Here is a 21,920-nt window from a genome sequence, read left to right on the forward strand (position 1 = left end):
GCGGCCCTGCGCCAATAAAGGGCCCAGAACACTGTTTGTTTTTTTGCCGACGCCATTATGCCCAAGCGCCATCTAAAGGCCAATCATCCAGTCAGCCAAGGGGAGTATCACATCGAGCCGTTGCGACAATTTTGCTGGCAGTTACGCCATCGCTGTGTGCGTGATTTAGCCTTTAGTGTGTACAGTGAAACACTCTTACATACTATTCAAGGCAGTTCGGCCAGGCCCTACGCTCTTCCCTTTGACGATAACGCCAAAGCTTGGTTGATCGAGCTGGACACACAACCCCGCGCACTAATTGCGCATTTAGCCACGCGCACCAGCACCCGTCTCGGGCTCTATTTTGAATCGTTGTGGGCGTTTTATTGGCTACATATGGGGGGCGGCCGGTTACTGGCCCATAATCTTCAGCTTAACCGTCGCGGTAAAACCCTGGGTGCGCTGGATTTTGTCATTGAAGACGCCGAGGGTACATTGCAGCACATAGAGGCGGCGGCAAAGTTTTATTTAGCCAATCCTAAGCCGCCCGCTCAACACGGCGCCGAATCACCGTGGCAATCTAGCCACTATGATTGGATCGGGCCCAACGCCAACGATCGGCTCGCCTGGAAGCTCGAGCATATGTGTAACCATCAGCTGCCGCTGAGCGCTTCGCCCGAGGCCTTAGCTGCGCTGTCGGAGCGACTCGGCGGTTCACCGGTTGTTTGTTCCAGTTTTTTAATTCGCGGCTGCCTATTTTGGCCTGCCATGTCGCACGAGCTCGCTAAACCTTTAGGTGTTGAGCCTACCGAAGATATAAATCGCCAGGCCAATGCCGGGATCTGGTGGCATTTGGCCGACTTTTTAGCGCAGGAGTCGGTAGCCGGTTGCGAGGCATTTAGCGTATTGCCTCGCAACCATTGGCTGGCACCGGCCTGTTACCCCAGCGCGTTAGTGCCACTGACGCTGCCAGAGCTTAAGCAAGCGCTATTACAGCAGATCACCTTGCGCGGTCAGGGGCTTATGGTGGTGGGTCTGGTGCGCGGGAGTGCTCAATGGCGGGAAAGTCAACGCCTATTTGTGGTGCCCGATCACTGGCCTGGTACCGCAAGACCATCACGCAGAACGTAGTTGTTGTCGTTCTCCAGAGCGAGGGGTGAGCTTGGGTTAAACAGCTGATCGCTGTCGCTTAAACACTTTACGCTAATGCCTTCGCCCTGAAGCAGGTGTGTCGCTGCCTCCGCCCGCCGGCCGCTGTTGCAATACAGCACATAATCAACGCCTGGCACTAACAGTCGAGCTTTTATGGCCAATAAATGTAATGGCAAATTCACCGCCCCCGGAAAGTGGCCCGTGCTGTACTCTTGCTCGCTGCGGACATCGATAACCACGGGAGCCTTACCTAGCCCTGCCAGAGCCTCCAGCGAAACCGTCGGAACTTCAGGTGCACGCAATAGGCGGTAAAAGTCTTGCTTTGGCAGACACATCAGTACGCCCTTACTGGTCATAGTGACCGATGCATTGCGCGGTGCATCATTGACTAAGGCGTCTTCACCAAAACAGCGCCCCGCGTGAATGTGGGCAAGGTGTTGGACGCTGCCATTTTGCTCACGGGTAACCTCGGCGCTCCCCTCTTTAATAAAGTAGCATTGATCGCCCACCTCGCCCTGGCGAATAACCCGCTCACCAGGTTCAACCAGGCGCACCTGCATGTGCTCAAAAATGACTTTAACGTTGATGGGCGGAACCTTAAAAAACAAGTTGGAGTGCAGTACTTGCATCATCCAGTCAACGTCTTCATCCATGTCCCGGTCACGGGCGATTTTAGTGTGTAAATAATCCGCCACCTGGCTCCAGCAGAGCAATTTATCCATTTGTTCGGTGTCCAGCGATAACAGCGCGCAGTCACTCACCGCCGTAACCTCGTGCTCGCGGGGCTCATTTGGCGTAATCGCGACGGTCGTATCGCGCCCTTTTAGGGTTGTGCATGCACCGCTGGCATCCTCTAGGGTTACATCGCCAAACAGTAAAAAATAACTGCGTCCATCCATGGCGCCGCGGCGCCAGACATTTTGCCCCGCGTACAAGTATTGCTTTTGAGCGTCGGCCAGCAACACCTGTAAGTGTGCCTCGCTCATGTATTTAAGCGGCGTTAAAGACCGGGTATCGGCCAGATCGATTTCACTCTGATTGGAAGTCATTAGATTTGCGCTAGACATACATAAGTCCGATCGTTATACCGCACAAAGTGCCGCCGTATTATTTATTGTTGTCTCAGGCTGTTGTTTAAAACCTCTTCGCCCCTGCAGCCCTCCAGTGTGCACTGCCACAATACGTGCCCCTTGGCGCCAGTAGCCGAGCCTCGCTAATTGGTTAAGCGCCCACAGCATTTTAAGGGTATACACTGGGTCAATCAAAACCCCATTGTTGTACTCGAACTCACGCCAAAATGCCAGCATTGGTGCCGCTAGCGGCCGCCCATACCCCTTACCGCAAAAGCCCCAAAGCATTTTCCAGCCGGGTTGATGACCGCACCCGTTGCGATATAAGCTACTACCCGCCGCGCCTTTTAATACACTGACGCCAAGCGCCCCGGCACAACCGTTTAACCCTTGGGTGACACCCTTTAGGGTGCTGCCCGTGCCAGCCGCCATGACTACATCGCTCACACCGGTGCCAAAATGTTGCTCGATAGCCCAGCCAATATAGCGGGCTCCCTCTTCACCGTGTGCATTAGCACCACCTTCCGGCAGAAAGTACTCATTGGGGTTGAGCCTGATGTAACCCGCCTGACACAGCTCGCGATACTCACTGTGACCCACGAACTCGATAATGGCGCCGGCGGCTTTAAGGTCAGCTAATGTAGGCGTTATGGCCATATGTGCGTAGCCGCGCACCAACACCCGGAGTTTAAACCCCTGCTCTTGTGCCGCAATTCCTAGGGCGTGCAGGTGATTTGAATGCGCGCCGCCCATACTTACCAGTGTGTCGCACCCTGACTCGCGGGCTGCCAACAGATTAAAGTGGAGCTTATAAAACTTGTTTCCACCGGGCAGGATATCGTCACGGCGCAGCAATACCTCGACGCCCGCAGCGGAACAATTAGGGAGGTGGATTGGCTGATGCTTCACCTCAAGAGCGCGCTGCGCCAGCTCGGGGGCGATATGCTGGGGTGATAGCACGCTAACCCCGCTGGAGCGACAGGGTTGACTTGATTGACCGGTGTTCGGCGCAGCGGTTGGATTCGCCATCGTGAAAGTCGCTCGGTTGCGGTACGCGAGTTACACCTACCCCGCACTCTTCGCCGTCGCTATTATTCGCCGTGCAATACGGGGATTTCGAGTGATCGAGCCACAATCGGTAATGGTGTTCGGTTAACCCGCACAACTTAGCAATATAGGCTTCGGGGTTGGCGACATACTCGGCAACGCTTGCTGCCGGTAATGTTGTTTGACCAACGCCCGGGGCAAACACCACAAAGCTTATGCCGGCTTTTTGCAGCGGTGTCATAATTTGTGTGGCGCCTTGCTCGAGCAAGTTTTCATGCTCGGTGCGCAACAGTTCTAGCTCTTCACGCACAGCAGCCTCTTGCTGTTGCCGGTAGTAGAGCTCGATCTCGCGCATATCCAGACGCTCTTGTAGCTCTTCGCGTGCCTCATTTAAGGCAGTTTCGAGCCGTTTATCAAATTCAGCTTCGAGCTCGCGCACCTGACTCGCCTCATCGAGCTGAGCGCTATTAAGCTTGTGCTGATAATATTCTCGAAGACCATTAAGTCGACTCTCTTGCATGGCCAGTTGTTGCTGTAACTGAGTATTGTCATTCTCCAGGCGGCTAATATTCTGACTTTGCGTCTCCAGCGCCTGTTGATACTCGGCAATACGCTCTTGATGGTCGCGCTTTAACTCATCAATCTTTAGATTCATCCGGCTGCGCACGGTATTAATGTGCAAGCGCTGCTCTTTGAGAGTGTGGGCGAGCCTGGTGCGCATCGCTTGAGCGTATTCGCGCTCGAGCGCGGCCTTGAGCTCAGAGGCCGCAAGCTCTGTGGCCATACCCCCTGTGTTTAAGCCCTCGGGTTCCGGGTCTGGCTCGGGGAATATCAGCCCCAATGTGTTATTGGCAACGGCCTTTTTCATTAACACAAAGCTATTGCGGCCCGGCTCCATAATCGGGTCCCACAAATTGTTTTTTTGCCAGGCGATGGGGCATTGGCTGTAGCAAGCGAGCGCAATGGGCCCTGCACCCAAATCGGGACCGCGGCTGGCGGCGTTTGCCAGTTGCTGAAAAGGGACGTTCCAGCGTTTGACGATCAAGCCCTTAGGGTCGAAATCGACATAAAAGAACACACAGGTGGTAATACGAAGGTGGGCATTAATACGGACATACACTGCTTGCGCGCGACAGCCGGCAAACTCTTGCATGGGGACGAAACCGTCCATCACCGCTTCAAATTCAGGGTACTGCAACTGACGATCGATACGCCCATCAGCAAAGACTATCACTGCCTCAAGCTCTGTACCGCTGTTGCTATCCATATGATCCCCTGTGGATGGCGCCTTATGTGCCCATTAGGCTACCTGGCCATAACCATTACGTTTTTAGCGTCTAATGCCAAAAGTATAGGGGGAGCGCAAATAGAAGTCAGCAGAAACGGAAGGAATATACAAATGAGAGGGAAATGTGAGAGTTAGTTCAGGTTTTTAACGCTACCGGCCGGGCGGACAATACCCGAGCCTACGCTCGGATTGTCCGCTGTTAGACCTCGAAGTAGTCCTCACCGAACTCTTCGTCACAATCGTCGATTGGCTGCTCCAGCAGCTCCTCTAGATAGTCTTGCATAATAATTACCTCTTCTTCATAACACTTTATTGTGTCGCATTAGGACATTCAGCCGAGCTTTTTGTTCGGCTAAGATCAGAATCCCACAGCTATATGACAAATATATGATGATTGAAGAGAGAATTAAGACGGCAAAACGTGGCAGGCGTAGGGGCCGCTCATGGCCTATCCGCTTCTATTGCAGACATAAAAAAAGCCCCTCAATGAGGAGCTTTTTTAAATAGTGGCGGACCGGACGGGACTCGAACCCGCGACCTCCGGCGTGACAGGCCGGCATTCTAACCAACTGAACTACCGGTCCGCAATTCTAACCCGGTGTGAACGCTTAAATGGTGGGTGGTACAGGGATCGAACCTGTGACCCTCGCCTTGTAAGGGCGATGCTCTCCCAGCTGAGCTAACCACCCGCGTCGTTCAGAAGTTGCGCATTCTACTGGATCCGCCATCGGTGTCAAACTATTTTTAAAATTTCTTTTCTAAGTGCTTATTTTGCATACATTTTTTTCGATCTTTGTGCAGTTTGAGCAAGCCTTGCACAAAGCGGAAGAGCTGTATAGCACCAGTAGTGGCTAATCCTAGCGGGCGCCGCCCCGAATCATTCTATTTTACCGAGCTCTGGCAGGGCCATTTACTTTGGCGCGGCTGTTGGTGCCAAGCGGTTGGTGCTAGACTTTTGACCACACTTTGTTGCTTTGGGTTTATGCCAGTATGACGCCAGTACCTATAAAACAACGCGCAGCCCTACGCCACCTGCAGGCAGGGTTGGCCTTAATATTAGGTCTTGGCTGGCAAAGTCAGGCACTGGCCGCCGTGCCGGTATCGGAAAAAAACTGGCTGCTAATCATCATTATTGTTTTATTGGGGCTGCAATCTGCACTGATAATAGGCTTACAACGCAGCCGACTCAACAATAAGCACGCCCGTCTCGCACTGTATCGCTCACAAAAAGAGCTGGAGGCTAAAGTACACGACCGCACCGAGTCACTGCACCTGACCAACGATCAGCTGTATCAAGAAATTGGCCGACACGAAGCCACCGAATTGTTGTTGCGTGAAACTCAGGAGTATTTACACAGCATTATTAACTCTATGCCTTCGGTGATTATTGGGGTCACCCACAAAGGCTTTGTCACCCACTGGAACGCCGCGGCGGAAGAGAAAACCGGTATCGGCTCGGCATCGGCGCTGGGCGAGCACCTGCGCGATGTCTACCCGACGCTACCCGTGGATGGCGATATCATCACTGAAACAATCGAGGCAGGAGACCCTTACTTAAGCCAAAACATCCAGGAAACCTACGGGGGCGAGCTGCACTACAGTGATTTGACCATTTACCCGCTGATTGCAGCTCAGGCGATTGGCGCCGTCATTCGGATCGACGATGTAACCCTTAGAGTCCGGGTTGAAAATATGATGATTCAGAATGAAAAGATGCTCTCGCTTGGCGAGCTGGCCGCCGGAATGGCGCACGAAATCAACAATCCTTTAAGCACGATTTTACATGGCGTACAAAATATTTATCGCCGTATCTCCCCTACTCTCGAGGCTAACCGGACAGCGGCAGAGCGCCACGACCTGAGCCTGGAGCAAGTGATGGCCTATTTAGATGACCGGCACATACGACAGTTTTTAGAAGATATTCGGGAGGCCGGTGAGCGCTCAGCCGATATCGTAACCAATATGCTGGACTTTTCCCGCACCAGTAGCCAGACTCAGCGACCGTTCGATTTAGGTCATGTAGTACGCCACGGTATTGAGCTGCTGGCGGCCGAGCGCGCAAACTTACCGGCCATTGAGTTGGATATCGACCCATCACTTGCGCAAATTTATGGCAGTGCCGCCGAAATACAACAGGTACTGTTAAATTTAATCCGCAATGCCGCACAGGCACTCGGTGAGCACAGTAACGGCCCGCCACTCATTTGCATCAAGGTCAAGCAGACCGACAAATTCGCCATAGTCAGCGTCGAGGACAACGGTGCGGGCATGGCCGACGAGGTTTCCCGGCATATTTTTGAGCCATTTTTCACAACTAAAGAAATCGGCCAGGGTACAGGGCTGGGACTTTCGGTATCCTACTTTATTGTCACAGAGCACCACGGTGGTAGTATCGAGGTAGATTCAACCCCAGGTGAAGGAACTCGCTTTACCATTAAATTGCCCAAAGTGGCCGCCGATAAAAGCTCACCAAGCCCGCCGAGCTTACACTAAGCTGTTGCACCACAGAGCCTTGGCAGCGACGGCCGCCGCAAACAAAAAGAGAAATTTTGCCTATGAACACGCCACGTGCAATCGCGCTGCTGGAGAAACGGGTTATGAAAACAACTTTTTTACCCGCTGTGCTCCTCGCCTTGGGATTAACGGCCTGTCAAACCACCGAGGTGATACCACCCAGCGATGCCGAAGTCGAACAATTAGCTCACGATATTGAAGCCGCTGCGGTAACCGATATGACCGTCATTAACCGCTGTAGTGCGCTGGGCGGGCCCACAGGCTCCTACGCCAGCGCGGCCCGAGAGACCTGGCAGTTTAACAATGAGAACCTGGTGATCGATGCCGAACGACTACTAAACAGCCAACGGAAGGATCAGGTCGTTATCGATGCGATGCCCTATTCGCTTATCGCCATTGCCCGGGTGCATGACCTCTCCGTTAGTGCCCATGAGCGCCTGAACCTTGCTGGCCGCAGCCCTAACGGGCAAAAAACTGTTTGCGAGCGCGAGCTGAGCCGGTTAGAGACGCAAAGCTACGCAACCGAATTTGACTTGGCAACACTTCAGGCTTTAGGTGAGAAAGCCGAGTCAGCCCCCGCCAGTGAAACCAGCGCGGCCGATATTTTGACCCGCTGGGCACACTGGCCCAAGCCCGGTCGCAGTTATATATCCTTGTCAGAATCGGCTAAGACACAATGCCCGCAACAATCACGTATAATCACGCTGGAAAACAACTGGCCCACCGAGCGCTACGCCGTGTATTGCGATGACACCCCACAAGATTTAATTCAGTGCGAGTGGGGTAGCTGCGAGGCCACACCTAACGAATTCCCCGAGCGCGAATAGCGCTCGGGCCGCTTGAGACGACGAATGACCGACCAACGCTTTAGCCCTGAAAACTACCAGCAGCAGCTGCTCGAAAAAACTCAGCATATTAACAACCTGTTTGCCGACTGCGACGTTCCTACCCCGGAGGTTTTTAGCTCGCCCGCCACCGGTTTTCGCATGCGCGCTGAGTTTAAAATTTGGCACGAAGGCGAGGAATCTTATTACGCCATGTACCGCCAGGGCGAGTATAAAACACCCTATCGCATCGATACATTTCCTCAGGCGCACGAGAACATTAGCCGGCTAATGCCACTGCTGCTAGAGGAGATTAATGCGAGCGAGCTGTTGCGGCGTAAACTGTTTCAGGTAGAGTTTTTAACAACCCTCAGCGGTGAGACGTTAATCACCCTGATTTACCACAAAAAGCTCGATGACATATGGCAGGCCGAAGCCGAAACACTGCGCGCAAAGCTTGGCGTTTATATGATTGGCCGCAGCCGTAAGCAAAAATTAGTCTTGGGGCAAGATTTTGTCACAGAGACTCTTAAGGTGGGCGAGCGCACGTATCACTACCAGCAAATCGAAAGTAGCTTTACGCAGCCCAATGCGCGAGTGTGCGAAAAAATGCTGAGCTGGGCGGTTCAGCACACTAAAGCGTGCAGCGGCGACTTAGTCGAGCTGTATTGTGGCAACGGCAACTTCACCCTGCCCCTGGCGGCTAATTTTGAACGGGTGATGGCCACCGAGCTGGCCAAGTCGTCAGTACACTCAGCGCGCTACAATATGGCCTTAAACGAGGTCAATAATATTGATATTGCCCGAATGTCCAGCGAGGAGTTCTCGGCCGCGCTCGACAAGGTTCGTAGTTTTCGCCGCTTAAAAGACATTGACCTAGACAGCTTTAACTTCACCACTATCTTTGTCGACCCACCGCGTGCCGGGCTTGACCCACACACGACCGCGATTGCCCAAGCCTACGAAACCATCGTGTATATTTCTTGCAACCCAGAGACATTGCACCGGGATTTACAGGAAATCACAAAAACTCACTCTGTGGCAGAGTTTGCAGTGTTTGACCAGTTTCCGTTTACACACCACATCGAGTGTGGCGCTATTCTTAAGCGTCGCCCTTGAGAGTTAAAACGTCTGCCCACGGATGCGCTCGGCGGCGGCTAGTATAAAAGCACTGTAGGTTTGCTCGTGTTTTAGCCGCTCTTTCTCAAACTTGCGGCGCTCTGCCAAAGGCAGTTTATTCCACTGCTCTAATATGGGAATGTGCGCGGTGGCATCGCGCAGCTGATAAAACGCCGAATACTCTTCGCGCACTTCGTCGGTGACGCCCAGTGAGTCCAACAAAACCGAAATTCGAATGCTGGCTTCGGTTAAGGTTAAGTCTTCACGTCCGACAGATGCGGCGATCACCTGAATGCTGGTATTGACCCGCTCGCGCTGGGCTTTAGATTCCGCCGCCAGCTTATCGAGCTGCGCGCGTTGCGCTTGACGCAAACGGAGTAACTGCCATAAATAGTAGCCAGCCACGACACACAGCGCGGCAATAATAGCCACACCTAATACGGACAGTAGCGTTATTGCTGAGTTACTCATCATCATCCCCTGTTGCTAAATCATCATCAGCCAGCTCAAGCAGTGGCGAGTCGATGGATTTTTTGGTTTTGGCACCCAACCTTCGGATGTTGTCGACCCGTTTGACCAGATTGCCACGTCCCGTTGCTAATCGCTTGTGGGCGGTTTGGTAGGCATCCTGAGTTTTATTCAGCTGCGCCCCTATCGCCTCCATAGCTTCTAACAACAATACAAATTGATCGTGCAGAGAGCCCGCCTCGGTGGCAATACGCTCGGCGTTTTTATTTTGCTTCTCGTAACGCCATACATTATCGACGGTACGCAGTATTGCCAGCAGTGTCGATGGGCTGGCAAGAATAATATGACGATCGTAGGCCTCTTTATAAAGGTTGCTATCGTACTGCATGGCCAGCATAAAGGCCGCTTCTATGGGGATAAAGATAAAAACAAAATCGAGCGCTTTAATGCCGGGCAACTGCTCGTAATCTTTTGCACTTAAACTTTTAATGTGACTACGGAGCGATTGAATGTGTTTGTGCAGATATTGTTGCCGCTCGGCTTCATCCTCGCAACTACAGTAGCGTTCGTAATCGGTTAACGAGACTTTCGCGTCGATAATAATATCTTTCCCTTCGGGCAGGTGCACCACAACATCGGGTATACGGCGGCGACCATCGTCCGCCGCAAAGTTTACCTGAGTGTCGTACTCTCGGCCTTTTTGCAGTCCGGACTGCTCCAACAGGCGCTCCAGTACAATCTCGCCCCACCCGCCCTGGGCCTTATTGCTACCTTTTAATGCCTGGGCTAAGTTCACGGCATCTTCGCCAATCTTGTGCGCTTGTTTTTGTAGCTCAAAAATTTGCCCAGAGAGCCGACTGCGCTCGGCGTTTTCTTTTTCGTAAACGTCTTCTACCTTTTTGCGAAACTCTTGTAATTGCGTTTTAAAAGGACTTAGGGTGCCCTCCAGCATCCCCTGACTGGCCGCGCTAAACTGTTCGCTTTTTCGCTCAAATAGTTTGTTGGCCGTCAGTTCAAACTCTTGCTTGAGTTCGGCTTTGCTACGCTCCAAAAACTGCGCCTGTTGTGCCAGAGATTCACGCTCTGAGGCGAGCTGGGTTTGTAGCTGGGTACGCTCTTGGCTCAGCTCGACAATACGGGTTTCTTGCTCACTAACGCGCTGACTAAGCTGCTCAAAATGACTGAGGCGCTCTTGCAACCGGGCCGCCTGATCATGCGCTTGGTGACGCGCTTGCTCTAGCTGCTGTTGGCGCTGGCGCAGTTGCGTGAGTTCCTGTTCTTTTACGGCCAATTCGCGCTCACGCGTTACGACTTTATGCCCCCATTCACTCTCTGCCAACGCGTGTGCGTGCTGTAACTCGGCGCTGTGAACCTCAAGTGCACGGCACTGCCGCTCAAGTGGCTTTTTGATCATCAAATAAGCGATCAATAGTGTGCTGCAAACACTAACAAACGCGACAAGCGCGGGAACCAGTAGCTCGGGCCTTGCCAGGAATTCAGACATCATTGAGTTTAATTCTCGCCTAGAAATTATAATCCGGTCGCAACATCGCGTTTTAGATGGCTATCGGCGGCACTCGCCCTCTTCACCCCGAAGGGAGAATATCGCTATACTATCAATAACCTATAAATTGTCTAAGTCTCGGGTACGCGCTGACAGAGATGACGGATACGTGGCAATTTATCATATTCAGATCGCCAGGACGCAGGTAAGCATTAGCACATGAGCCGTTCCCAAGACGACAATCCCAGTACCGACGATACCGGGCACTCGCCAGAGACTAACAGCTTAAGCCGTCAGGTACGTCGTCTCTGCGCCGATGGCTACCGGCTGTACGATAGTGGCGAGTACCGTCTCGCGCTGCGCTCATTCTACCAAGCCTGGCTGATTATCCCCAAACCGCAAACTCAATATACAGAGGCTGGCTGGGTGTTAACGGCCATTGGCGATGGTTATTTTCGCCTTGGGCAATACGAGCCCGGTGCCGAGTCGTTACAATCGGCGCTGTGCTGTCCGGCTGCCGAGCAAAGCCCGTTTGTACAGTTGCGTTTGGGACAGTGCTTGTGGGAGTTAGGCCGCCACGCCGAGGCGCGAAAGTGTCTTTTTCACGCCTATCAATGCCAGGGCGGCACCCTGTTTGACAACGAATCCCCCCGTTACCGTCAGGCCATCGCAGACCTCCTACCCCATGATTAACACCCAGCCCACGGTTGCGCCACATATAGCCATTTTTGACTCGGGGGTTGGTGGGCTTAGTATTTTGCAGGCGGCGCGACAACAACTGCCCAAGGCTCGTTTTAGCTATGTGTCGGACAACGCTGGCTTCCCCTACGGCAATAAACCCGCCCATTTGGTAATTGACCGCGCCTGTCAGGTGCTAGAGGCGTTTGCTGCTGAAGTGGATGATGTCGATGTTTTTGTGATCGCCTGTAACACGGCCAGCACCTTAGCGCTGCCGCGTTTGCGACGTCACTTTACCCGCCCAGTCGTGGGGGTTGTTCCCGCCATCAAACCGGCTGCCGAAATAAGTCGTAATAAGTATATTGGCCTTTTAGCCACACCCGGTACTGTCAAGCGTAGCTATACCAGGCGCCTTATTGAAGAGTTTGCCAGTGACTGCCGTGTTGTGAGTGTCGGCTCATCGGCGCTGGTTGAACTTGCCGAGCGCAAGCTACGCCACGAGCCTGTTTGCGATAAGCAGCTACACAACATTCTGACTCCCCTCCTTGTTGCTAGTGATCACAATCCGGCACCAGAGCAACTGGATACCCTCGTGCTGGCTTGCACTCACTTTCCGTTACTGGCTGAAGAGATCGCCGCCGTGATGGGGCCGCGCGTTAGATTGGTTGACTCCGGAACCGCCATCGCCCGCCGAATTGCCTATTGGACCGAGCGGATTGACACTGCGGCCAACTCACCGGGGCGGCCCACCTACGCGTGGTTTACGAAAGCGGACAGTAGCGTCCAAACCCTGTCTGCCACATTGCCGCTATTTGGCTTTAACGATACCCGGCTACTGCGCAACCTAATATAACCCACGTTTACGCGCTGGCATCATCAAACAAAAGCGCCATTAGGTGGTCGGCAGGCACGGGCCGGCTGTATAAAAAGCCCTGCCCAAAATGACAACCGCACTCGGTTAAAAAGCGATGCTGTTGATCCGTTTCGACCCCCTCCACCACCACTTTGTAGCGTAGGGAATTGGCCATGGCCACAATCAATGACGTTATCGCCCTATCTTCTTCGTCGTCTGGCAAATCTTTAACAAAGCTGCGATCAACTTTAAGGCTGTTAATAGGCAGCCTCTTGAGATAACTCAAAGAGGAGTAGCCAGTGCCAAAATCATCAATGGCCAGCGAGCAGCCTTTGAGCCGGAGCTTTTCCAGACGGGGAATCACGTTTTCTGAATCCTCCATCAAAGTGCTCTCGGTTACCTCTAGTACCAAGCTCTCAGGGGGCAGCGAGGTGACCTCCAGTACCCGATCCAAATTCGCCAAAAATCCGGGGTCGTTGAGCTGTCTGGCCGATAAATTTACCGACATACTAAACTTGCGCTGCATGGATTTTTGTATCAGCCGCGCCTGATAACACGCAGTTTTAAGCACCCATTTACCGAGAGGTACAATCAAGCCCGACTCTTCAGCGGCGGGAATAAACTCCCCGGGCAATACCAGTCCTCGGGTGGGGTGATTCCAACGCACTAATGCCTCGGCCGCCACCATTTTACCGGTCGTCAAGTCGATTACAGGCTGATAGTAAAGCTCAAATTGGCCACTTTTTAAGCCAGCCCGAAGCTCGCGCTCTACCGTTAAACGCTGCTCCACCGCAAGGTTCATATCAGAGGTATAAAACTGAAACGCGTTGCGGCCCTTGTCTTTCGCCTGGTACATAGCAAGGTCAGCGTTTTTCATTAGGGTGTCGATATGGTTACTGTCGTCGGGCGCCAAGGTAATACCGATACTAACGCCCGCAACCACTTCTTTGCCTTGCAGCTCGATCGGCCGATTTAACGTATTGATGATTTTGTTGGCGACCACATAGGCGTACTGAGGGCTTTCGACTTGATCGAGCAATACGGCAAACTCATCCCCACCCAGTCTGGCGACTACGTCATCGTCACGCAATTCACAGGTTAAACGGCGGGCCACCTCGGTTAACAACTGATCGCCCGCCTCGTGACCAAAGGTGTCGTTGATGCGCTTAAAATGATCCAGGTCAAGATAGAACAATGCCACTTTACTGTTAGCGCGCTGGCTGCGCTGCAAAGCGCTACCAAGCAGACGCTTAAACTCGGTGCGGTTTGCCAGCCCCGTCAGGTGATCGTAGTAAGCCAGCTTTTCAACTTCCTGTTGCTTCTCTTTTAGATCAGTAATGTCTTGCCCGACACAGACATAGAACTCCGGTTGTAAATCTTGCCCCATAATGGCGGTGATGGTTTGCATAATCCAAAAACGCTCACCCCGTCCGGTCACCGCTAAATACTCCGCTTGCCACTGGCCGGTGTCTTCGCCCTCCAGGCGTGGCTTGCCCGATAAAATCTCGGCTTTAATAGCCTCGATAGAAATTTGTTGCGAGTTATGTTCAGGCAAAAGCAACGCTTTATAACCTTCGCAGTGGTCATCCAAGCTAAAGCCGGTTACCTGCCAATACTGCGTATTCGCATAATCCAACTGCCAGTCCCGGTTTAATATCGCCACTAAGCTTACGCTGTTTTCGATCGCACTCATGAGTTTTCGTGACTCTGAGCCGGCTTTATCTAACAGCACAATTTTATCGTCTAAACCGCGCACCAGATGACGTATCTGATCGAGCATGTTATTGATGCTTTTACCTAACCGGCCAATTTCATCCTGCCCCACTTCAGGCACACTCAAATACCACCGGTCGCGGTCGATTTGCTCGGTAGCATCAGCCAGGGCCCGTATGCGATAGACAACAAAACGGCGAATCGTAAAAAACAGGACCACAAACAAAAACACCGCTAACATTAAAATGTTGGCGTAAACGGCCATCATCGACTCGCGAAAAGTATTACTGATCATCGTCTGGGGGTAGTAAAAACTAATGATCCAGTCCATCCGGGTAAGACGGTTGGCGACGATGTTTAGGGTTCCGCCGACAGACTCTTGCCTGTATATATTACCGAGCTCCAGCTCGCCACTGACAACCTGATGCATATACTCGGACAACGCATCATCAGATTGGGGGGAGGTTTCAAGCAAAGGATACGCGGACACATCGTCCTCGGAGTGAGGCGATGACTGGCTATGGACGACTAACTCCCCTTCTCTGTTAAAAATAAAAGCCTGAATCTGGTTGTCGTCGGCATCCAGATCATCGAGTTTATCAAGTAGGTAGGTTACGTTGATATCGCCACCCACAACACCCACAAACTCGTCTTTAACGTAAACAGGTAGGACCAGTGAGGTCATCCATACTTTGCTGTAGGAGTCGTAGTAGATCGGTGTCCAGCGAGCCTCCCGGGCAGGGTTATTGGAAGGCGCTGCGGAGGTAAAAAACACCTCTGTTGTGACGTCGTGAGAGGGCTTATGAGAGCGGGCGATGGTGACAGGCCAAACCCGCGAGACTCGCTGCGAGCTAATAAAATACAAACCGCTAAACATATGGGACAGTACCGGTGTGATGTAATCCCAGGTTTTTCCGCTGGCGGTGATTTGTTGGTTAATTGCGTTTTCGATTTGGGTATCGCGGTGCACAAATACAGCCGAGTGCTCCGAGTACAGGCGGTACCCGCCATCAGCGTCGCGGTACTGGGCAATATTAATATCACTGCCCTCACTCTGCTCAAGATCACGGATCAGCAATTGACGCACCGACTGCAATGCTTGCTGGCGATTACCCAGTTCGTTCTCAATGTAGCTGTTGTAGCGGGTCGATAACGCCTGCAGGCGATTGTCATAAAGCGCCTGAATGCGCTGTGTTTCTCCGAAGCCTACGCGAATAGCCCCTATCACACCGCTGAGCACCACAAAGCAGATTACGGTAAGCAGTAGCTTTGCGTTTAATGAGCGGATAACAGGCTTCAATCGACCCCCTAAAAACATTGTTTAAGCTCGTGTGACAACCACGTAACACTTATACCGTGTGGTAGGTGGCGCCAGATGAGTCATTCTACACGAATCATCAATAATGCGAATGCCCGACAAGCGCGCTTGCCGTGGCCACAGGCGACAACGTAAACTGCGGCTGCCCTCCCGTCTGCCCGAGCCCAAGGAGATCTTATGGCGGCCGTGCTATTTGACATAGAACCGCTTCGCGACGCACTGGAGCACAACACTCTACTGCTCACGGCCAATAACCGTCAGCGCAATCAAATTTTGCGCGCTTATCACGAGTTTCAGCAGGCACATAATAGCAATTGGCGCCAACCGCGAATTCTTAGCTTACGGCAGTGGACCGCGCAACAGTGGCAAGCGCTTTTACTGAGTGGGAGCACGGAAATAACCGGCACGATAGCCAACAGCTGGCAAAGTCTTACCCTGTGGGAGCAGGTTATCGAGCGCAGCAATGCCGGGAGGTTATTGCGCCAGCGTGAACTGGCAAACACCGCCGAGTCCGCTCGCAAGAACCTAGAGGCCTGGTGCTGCCCAGATACCGAGCTAGCCGCGGCCTGCACTCACCACCCTAACGGCGACACCTATAGAGACTGGCTTAACGATTACCGTGCAGCACTGCAGCGCAACCAACTGGTCAGTGAGGAGCACGCCCAAGAGTTATTGCGTATCGCGTTCAGCCGCGAGGAGCTACCCACTGAAACAAACGCCCTACTCTACGGTTTTGATGATATCTCGCCCCTGGCAGAGTCGCTGCTGGCAGCCGCTTTACCCGACGGCACGCGGGCGCCAACCCAAAAGCAGGCCAACAGCAACCCCGTGCGGGTGACGCTTGGCGATCACGATAGCGAGATTCGCGCGGCCGCCAACTGGGCGGACAATGTTTTGGCCCATGACCCCACCGCAGTAATTGGCATCGTTGTGCCCGAGCTAGGGCAGGAACGCCAGCGGGTCGAGCGCATCCTTAAAGAAGTATTTGAGCCTTTGGCTTGCCAACCCGGTAAAGAGCGTACGGTAGCACCCTTTAACTTCTCTAGCGGCACCCCATTGGGCTCGGCGGTGGTAATCCGCACCGCGCTCGACTGGCTGGCTTTTACCCTACAGGCCCAGCCCGTTGAGCGCGTGTGTCGCTTGCTCAGTAATATCTTTTGGGGCGATGCCGCACCGGAGCGTTTAATGCGCGCCGCCGTTATTAAAAGAATCCGCCGTACGGGCCGGCAAAAACTCAGCCTGGCTAACCTACGCTACTTACTCGAGGGGCTTACTCAGAAATACCCAGAGCTGGATTCCGAGCTGTCTCGCAGGCTACAAATAGCCAGCGAGCTAGAGCGTGAGCGCCATCATAAGCACAGCTTAGACCATTGGCTGGAGCGGATTATGAGTTACCTGGAGCAGCTCGGGTGGCCCGGCACGCGGGAGTTGGACAGCATAGAGTACCAACAGATTAAACAGTGGTACGACTTGCAGTTGGAAATCGCGAGCATCACCCAGGTACAGCCGACGTTTACCTTGTACGAGGTAACGGACTTACTGCGCCGCAGTGCGGACAAAACCCACTTTCAGGCCCAGACGCCCGATTCACCCATTCAAATATTGGGAGCCCTAGAGGCGTCGGGCTTAAACTTTAGTCATTGCTGGGTATTGGGAATGAGCCACCGTGCCTGGCCACCAGCGCCCTCCCCTAACCCGTTATTACCAATCACTCTGCAACGCGAGTGGAACATGCCAAACGCCAGTGCCGAGCGTGAACTCGCCTATGCCGAGCGATTAACCGAAAACTTTAAAGGTTGTGCACAACAGGTGGTGTTTAGCTACCCATCACACCAGGATGATCAATCGCTTAACCCCAGTAGCCTAATTGCCTCTTTGCCGCTCAGCTCACCTCAGGCGCTAGGTATTGCCGAGCAATCGTCCAGCATCCATTACTATCGGGAGCTGGCCGGTTCCGCCCAGCTAGAACCGGTCGATTGTCGCTACGGCCCCAGCTTAACCTCCCCAGAGGTGCGCGGTGGCGCCGGCCTGTTCAAAGCTCAGGCCGCCTGCCCATTTATAGCGTTTGCCCGCTACCGCTTAGGTGCCAGTAGCGCTAACGACCCAACCCTGGGTTTTTCTGCCATTGAACGCGGCAATGTGGTGCACGAAGCCCTGGCCTTTGTTTGGCAAAAACTGGAAAGCGCCGAGGCTTTACAGTTGCTAGCGCCTGAAGCACTCGACGCCTTGATATTAGAGGCCTGCAACGAGGCCGTAAGCGCTACCGGCCGGGCCCGCGGCGCCGAGATCGGCGCCACATTCCGCCAGCTTGAAACCGAGCGTTTGCAACAGCTGCTCAGTCATTGGTTGGCACTCGAGCGGGCGCGTGAGCCTTTTACCGTGCAGTCGATTGAATCTGAGTACCAACTAACCTTTGAGGGCTTAGAGCTAACGGTAAGAGTCGATAGAATCGATCAGCTCGCGACCGGGAAGCCGTTAATCATCGACTACAAAACCGGCCAGGTTAACCCCTCAAGCTGGCGGCCCGAAAATTTCACCGAGCCTCAACTGCCCTTGTACGCCTGTACTCTCGCACAGGACGGAGCGCAGGCCATCGCGTTTGCGCAAATCAACGCTAGCGAGCAGTGTTTTACCGGGCTTGGCACCGCAACCGGAATCGCGGGCATCAAAGACATCCCCGAAGAGCAGTGGCAACAGCAACTGGACGATTGGCAGCAGCGACTCGCGCAGCTCGCGCGCGAGTTTCGCGAGGCTTGGGCCGCGGTCGAATATCAAAACAGCCAAGCGCGCTTATTTGACGCCGAATTTGAGGGCTTAACCCGTGCCGATGAGCAAACCGAGCTAAGCCAGTGGTTGCAACAACACGAGGGTCAATTATGAGCGTAGGCAAACCCCAGCCACCGCGCGATGCCGACGTTCGGGCGCTGGCGCTCGACCCGACGCAATCGTTTGCCGTGGCCGCCCCTGCCGGCTCTGGCAAAACGGGCCTGCTGACCCACCGCATTCTTAAACTGCTGCTCACGGTAGATGCTCCCGAAGAAGTCCTTGCCATTACCTTTACCAATAAGGCCGCAAGTGAAATGCAAGAGCGCTTACTGGCCGCACTTGAGCAGTCGACTCACGACGACCCGCCTGACAGCGAGCATGAGTTGGCTTTGTGGCGCAGTGCCCGGGCCGTTATCGAGCGCGACCAACAACTTAACTGGCGCCTGCTGCACAATCCCAACCGCTTGCGGGTACAAACTATCGACGGGCTGTGCCGCTCCATTGCCTCTCAGTTACCCTTCGACAGTGAACTGGGGGCTATTCCCCCAACGCTGGACGACGCGGAAAGCGCCTACCGCGATGCGGCACAAACCTTTATTCAGTCGATGGAGCGCGAGGGCGAGCAGCGCGACGACTTAATACATCTGTGCCGTCACCTCGACAACAATTTAGCAGGCCTACAAGCGCTATTTGTCGCCTTGCTGCAAAAACGCGAACAGTGGTTAGGCCCCATATTTTTAGCCTCTAGCGCCGAGGCGCGGCGCTTTCTCGAGGCGACACTGGCGCAAGTGACCAGCGAGCACCTGGAGCGCTTAACAGAAACACTGCAGCCGATTGCCAGCGAGCTTTGCCTGTTATTGGACGCCAGCGCCCAGTACCTATCCGAGCACAAACCAGAGAACCCGCTGGTGCAACTGCAGGGTATAACCAACTTGCCCGAGGCGGACCCGGCGGCACTGAGCGAGTGGTTGTTAATCGCCGAATTCTTACTCACCGGCAAGGGCGAGTGGCGTAAAAGCGTAACAGTGGCACAGGGTTTTGCCGCAGGTAAAACCGGCAAGCCGCTTAAAGACCGCTACCAGGAGTTAATCGAACAGCTCGCCCTTCTCCCCGATGCGCTAAAGCTAATAAATGAAGTGCGAACGCTGCCGCCGGCGCACTACAGCGATGCCGAATGGCAGATGCTGGCGTGCCTGACACGCCTGCTACCACAGCTGGCGGCGCAACTGTGGCTGAGCTTTGCCGAGCTTGGCGCCACTGACTTTACCCAGGTCACCCTGGCGGCCCTTCAGGCGCTGGGTGAAAGTGACGACCCGTCGGAGTTAGCGCTTAAACTCGACTATCAAATCAAACATATTTTGGTGGACGAGTTTCAGGACACCTCACTGCCGCAACTGCAATTACTGGAAAAGCTCACCGCCGGTTGGCAGCACGGCGACGGTCGCTCGCTGTTTATCGTTGGCGACGGCATGCAGTCCTGTTATGGCTTTCGCAATGCCAACGTCGGCTTATTTTTACAGGCAAGGCAGCAAGGTATCGGCCAGGTGGCGCTCAATGCGGTTGACCTGGAGGTTAATTTTCGCTCCTACGGCGGGGTTGTAGACTGGGTAAACCAAGTGTTTCAGGAGGCTTTTCCCGCAGCCGATGACATCTCGCGAGGCGCGGTAAGTTACACCCCCTCTTGCGCTTTTAAACCCCGGCAAGAGGCTCCGGCCGTGGAGGTTTATCTAAGCACAGCCTCGCCCAAAGCAGAGCTGGAAACCCCGGGCGGACGCGATTTGGAGGCAGCCCGTGCGCACGAAGCCCGCGCGGCGGTCGAGCTGGTGCGTCAGGCACAGCGGCGCAAGCCTCAAGGCAGCATTGCGATATTGGGGCGTGGCCGTAGCCACTTACAGCAAATTATCAGCGAGTTAAGCCGCGCCGACATCCCCTTTCAGGCAAACGCTATCGACTCGCTGGCCAGCCGCATGGTAATTCGCGATTTAACCACACTCACCCGCGCCCTGTTGCGCCCAGACGATCGAATTGCCTGGCTTGCGCTATTGCGCACCCCGTGGTGCGGGCTGGATATGCACGATCTACATGCCCTCACCCACGCTCCCCTCCCGGACTCCGGCCCGCGAGACACCTGGGATTTACCGTTTATTTGGCAGCAGTTACATAACTCCGAGGCTATAGAAGCGCTCAGTGACAATGGCCGACAGCTACTTACGCGATTAGCGCAGATCCTTGACCGGGCACGGCTCAGTGCCGGCCGACTAAGTTTGCGTGAGTGGCTTTGGGGAACCTGGCTGGAGCTTGGCGGCCCCACGGCACTGTTAAACGATTCTGACCACGAGGACGCCCAAGCCTATTTTAATTTACTCGATAGATTTGACTGCGGGGGTAGCATCGAAGACTGGAGCGGGCTTGAGCGCGGTTTAAAACAACTGTTTGCCGCGCCCATGGCAAGCGAGCCTGCGCAAGACTCGCTGCCGCCGGTGCAAATTATGACCCTACACAAATCTAAAGGGTTAGAGTTTGATACGGTGATCATCCCTGGGCTCGATCGCCCCACCCAATCCGACGGCAAATCGTTATTACTGTGGCGAGAGCGCCTGTCGGCCGCTGGCGAGCCACAGTTGTTGCTCGGCCCTTTGGCTCCGGCGGGCGAGGATCACGGTGCCCTTTATCAGCACCTTAAATACGAGCAGAAGCAACAGGACTCATACGAGGCGACACGCTTGCTCTACGTCGGCTGCACCCGCGCCATTGAACGGCTCTATCTACTTGGCTGCACCACACAAAAACAAGAACAAAGCCTCGCCGAAACAGCTCCCGGGGGCATGCTGCGGGAGATCTGGCCTCAGGTAGCCGATACAGCCCAAAGCGTTACTGACCTGGTAAGTGGTGAGGCTCAGGTGAGCCTGCAAAATAATCCGGCGGGCGGATATATTCGTCGTTTGTCGGCCAGCTGGCAGGCACCACCGGCACAGGATAATCCGCGTCTGGCCCATTTGCGCGGCAGGATACGTACCGAAGAGAACAACATCCCTCCCCGGGAAGCCCGCGATCAAGCGGTGGCACGGCATACCGGCACCGTGATTCATATGGTACTTGACGCTCTGGCGCAACAACCGCTACCCACAAACACCGAGCACTATTGCCAAACTCAGGCGCCTCGCTGGAGGTTGCTGTTACTGCAACAGGGCGTGGGGTACGATTGGATCGGTAATGCACTTGGGCACCTACAGCGCGCCATTCAAGCGACGCTCGACAGCGCTAAAGGTCGCTGGGTGCTGGCACAACACCCTCAGGCAGCCAGCGAAGCCAGCTACGTCAGCGGCCGGGCAGGCGCTTTTAGGCAGCACATTATCGACCGCACCTTTATCGCCGATGGGCAGCGCTGGATTATTGATTATAAAAGCTCTGAACCGGCAGGCGAGCAGCCCCGCGAGAGTTTTGCCGAACAGCTGATTGCCGAGCACCGTGAGCAACTTGAGCGCTATCAGAGCCTGTTTGCCCATGAGTCACTGCCAGTCACAATGGCCCTTTATTGCCCGTTTTTACCCGAAGATCACCAATTAATAAAGATTCCTATCGGCTAAAAACAACGGATTTAGCCTCGCTATGGGGGCAATAACAAAA

At 54.1% G+C, this 21,920-nt stretch carries 14 protein-coding genes and 2 tRNA genes; 8 read left to right on the plus strand and 8 right to left on the minus strand.

What is annotated here, in order from left to right:
- Window positions 1–57: 57 nt before the first annotated feature.
- A complete protein-coding gene (locus SD69_RS11110; RefSeq protein WP_041523277.1) occupies window positions 58–1,110 on the plus strand; it encodes a DUF1853 family protein in 1,053 nt (350 codons plus the stop codon).
- Here the strand turns inward: SD69_RS11110 and SD69_RS11115 are convergent.
- The 5 genes from SD69_RS11115 to SD69_RS11135 all read right to left on the minus strand — a co-directional run bounded on the left by SD69_RS11115 (window position 1,071) and on the right by SD69_RS11135 (window position 5,225).
- The gene (locus SD69_RS11115) at window positions 1,071–2,198 is read right to left on the minus strand and encodes a cyclic nucleotide-binding domain-containing protein (RefSeq protein WP_052481090.1); all 1,128 of its coding nucleotides are present in this window, start codon (window positions 2,196–2,198) and stop codon (window positions 1,071–1,073) included. The genes SD69_RS11110 and SD69_RS11115 overlap by 40 nt on opposite strands.
- 15 nt (window positions 2,199–2,213) lie before the next feature.
- Complete coding sequence (locus SD69_RS11120) at window positions 2,214–3,161, minus strand: 1-aminocyclopropane-1-carboxylate deaminase/D-cysteine desulfhydrase (RefSeq protein WP_041523279.1); 948 nt, start codon at window positions 3,159–3,161, stop codon at window positions 2,214–2,216.
- 1 nt (window position 3,162) lies between these two features.
- Complete coding sequence (locus SD69_RS11125; protein ID WP_041523280.1) at window positions 3,163–4,515, minus strand: hypothetical protein; 1,353 nt, start codon at window positions 4,513–4,515, stop codon at window positions 3,163–3,165.
- Window positions 4,516–5,043: 528 nt separating this feature from the next.
- Window positions 5,044–5,120: transfer RNA gene (locus SD69_RS11130), tRNA-Asp, on the minus strand.
- 29 nt (window positions 5,121–5,149) lie between these two features.
- Window positions 5,150–5,225: transfer RNA gene (locus SD69_RS11135), tRNA-Val, on the minus strand.
- A gap of 301 nt (window positions 5,226–5,526) precedes the next feature.
- On the opposite strand from SD69_RS11135, the gene SD69_RS11140 reads away from it, so the two are divergent.
- From SD69_RS11140 to trmA, 3 genes are all read left to right on the plus strand, one after another.
- Complete coding sequence (locus SD69_RS11140) at window positions 5,527–7,029, plus strand: two-component system sensor histidine kinase NtrB (RefSeq protein ID WP_084591551.1); 1,503 nt, start codon at window positions 5,527–5,529, stop codon at window positions 7,027–7,029.
- 104 nt (window positions 7,030–7,133) lie between these two features.
- A complete protein-coding gene (locus tag SD69_RS11145; protein ID WP_157471669.1) occupies window positions 7,134–7,877 on the plus strand; it encodes a hypothetical protein in 744 nt (247 codons plus the stop codon).
- 24 nt (window positions 7,878–7,901) lie between these two features.
- Window positions 7,902–8,993, plus strand: coding sequence for a tRNA (uridine(54)-C5)-methyltransferase TrmA (gene trmA / locus SD69_RS11150; RefSeq protein ID WP_041523282.1), 1,092 nt, complete (start codon window positions 7,902–7,904; stop codon window positions 8,991–8,993).
- A gap of 3 nt (window positions 8,994–8,996) precedes the next feature.
- Here the strand turns inward: trmA and SD69_RS11155 are convergent, their stop codons facing one another.
- Together SD69_RS11155 and rmuC are read right to left on the minus strand one after the other, a co-directional pair.
- Window positions 8,997–9,464 (minus strand): DUF2489 domain-containing protein, encoded by a 468-nt coding sequence (locus SD69_RS11155; protein WP_052481091.1) that lies wholly within the window; start codon window positions 9,462–9,464, stop codon window positions 8,997–8,999.
- Complete coding sequence (gene rmuC / locus SD69_RS11160) at window positions 9,457–10,968, minus strand: DNA recombination protein RmuC (protein ID WP_232301180.1); 1,512 nt, start codon at window positions 10,966–10,968, stop codon at window positions 9,457–9,459. The genes SD69_RS11155 and rmuC overlap by 8 nt, the downstream gene beginning before the upstream one ends.
- A gap of 216 nt (window positions 10,969–11,184) precedes the next feature.
- Between rmuC and SD69_RS18135 the strand changes: the two genes are divergently transcribed.
- Window positions 11,185–11,658 (plus strand): tetratricopeptide repeat protein, encoded by a 474-nt coding sequence (locus SD69_RS18135; RefSeq protein WP_052481092.1) that lies wholly within the window; start codon window positions 11,185–11,187, stop codon window positions 11,656–11,658.
- A complete protein-coding gene (gene murI / locus SD69_RS11170) occupies window positions 11,651–12,496 on the plus strand; it encodes a glutamate racemase (protein ID WP_052481093.1) in 846 nt (281 codons plus the stop codon). Before SD69_RS18135 ends, murI begins: the two co-directional genes overlap by 8 nt.
- Before the next feature lie 7 nt (window positions 12,497–12,503).
- Here murI and SD69_RS11175 read toward each other — a convergent pair whose 3' ends face one another.
- Window positions 12,504–15,509 carry a bifunctional diguanylate cyclase/phosphodiesterase gene (locus SD69_RS11175; protein WP_198144088.1) on the minus strand — a complete coding sequence of 1,002 codons (3,006 nt, stop codon included), beginning with the start codon at window positions 15,507–15,509 and terminating at the stop codon, window positions 12,504–12,506.
- 195 nt (window positions 15,510–15,704) lie between these two features.
- On the opposite strand from SD69_RS11175, the gene SD69_RS11180 reads away from it, so the two are divergent.
- Window positions 15,705–18,407 (plus strand): PD-(D/E)XK nuclease family protein, encoded by a 2,703-nt coding sequence (locus SD69_RS11180; protein ID WP_041523283.1) that lies wholly within the window; start codon window positions 15,705–15,707, stop codon window positions 18,405–18,407.
- Complete coding sequence (locus SD69_RS11185) at window positions 18,404–21,880, plus strand: UvrD-helicase domain-containing protein (RefSeq protein WP_052481095.1); 3,477 nt, start codon at window positions 18,404–18,406, stop codon at window positions 21,878–21,880. The genes SD69_RS11180 and SD69_RS11185 overlap by 4 nt, the downstream gene beginning before the upstream one ends.
- Window positions 21,881–21,920: the final 40 nt, after the last annotated feature.

Source organism: Gilvimarinus agarilyticus, assembly GCF_000832015.1.
Lineage (GTDB): Bacteria > Pseudomonadota > Gammaproteobacteria > Pseudomonadales > Cellvibrionaceae > Gilvimarinus > Gilvimarinus agarilyticus.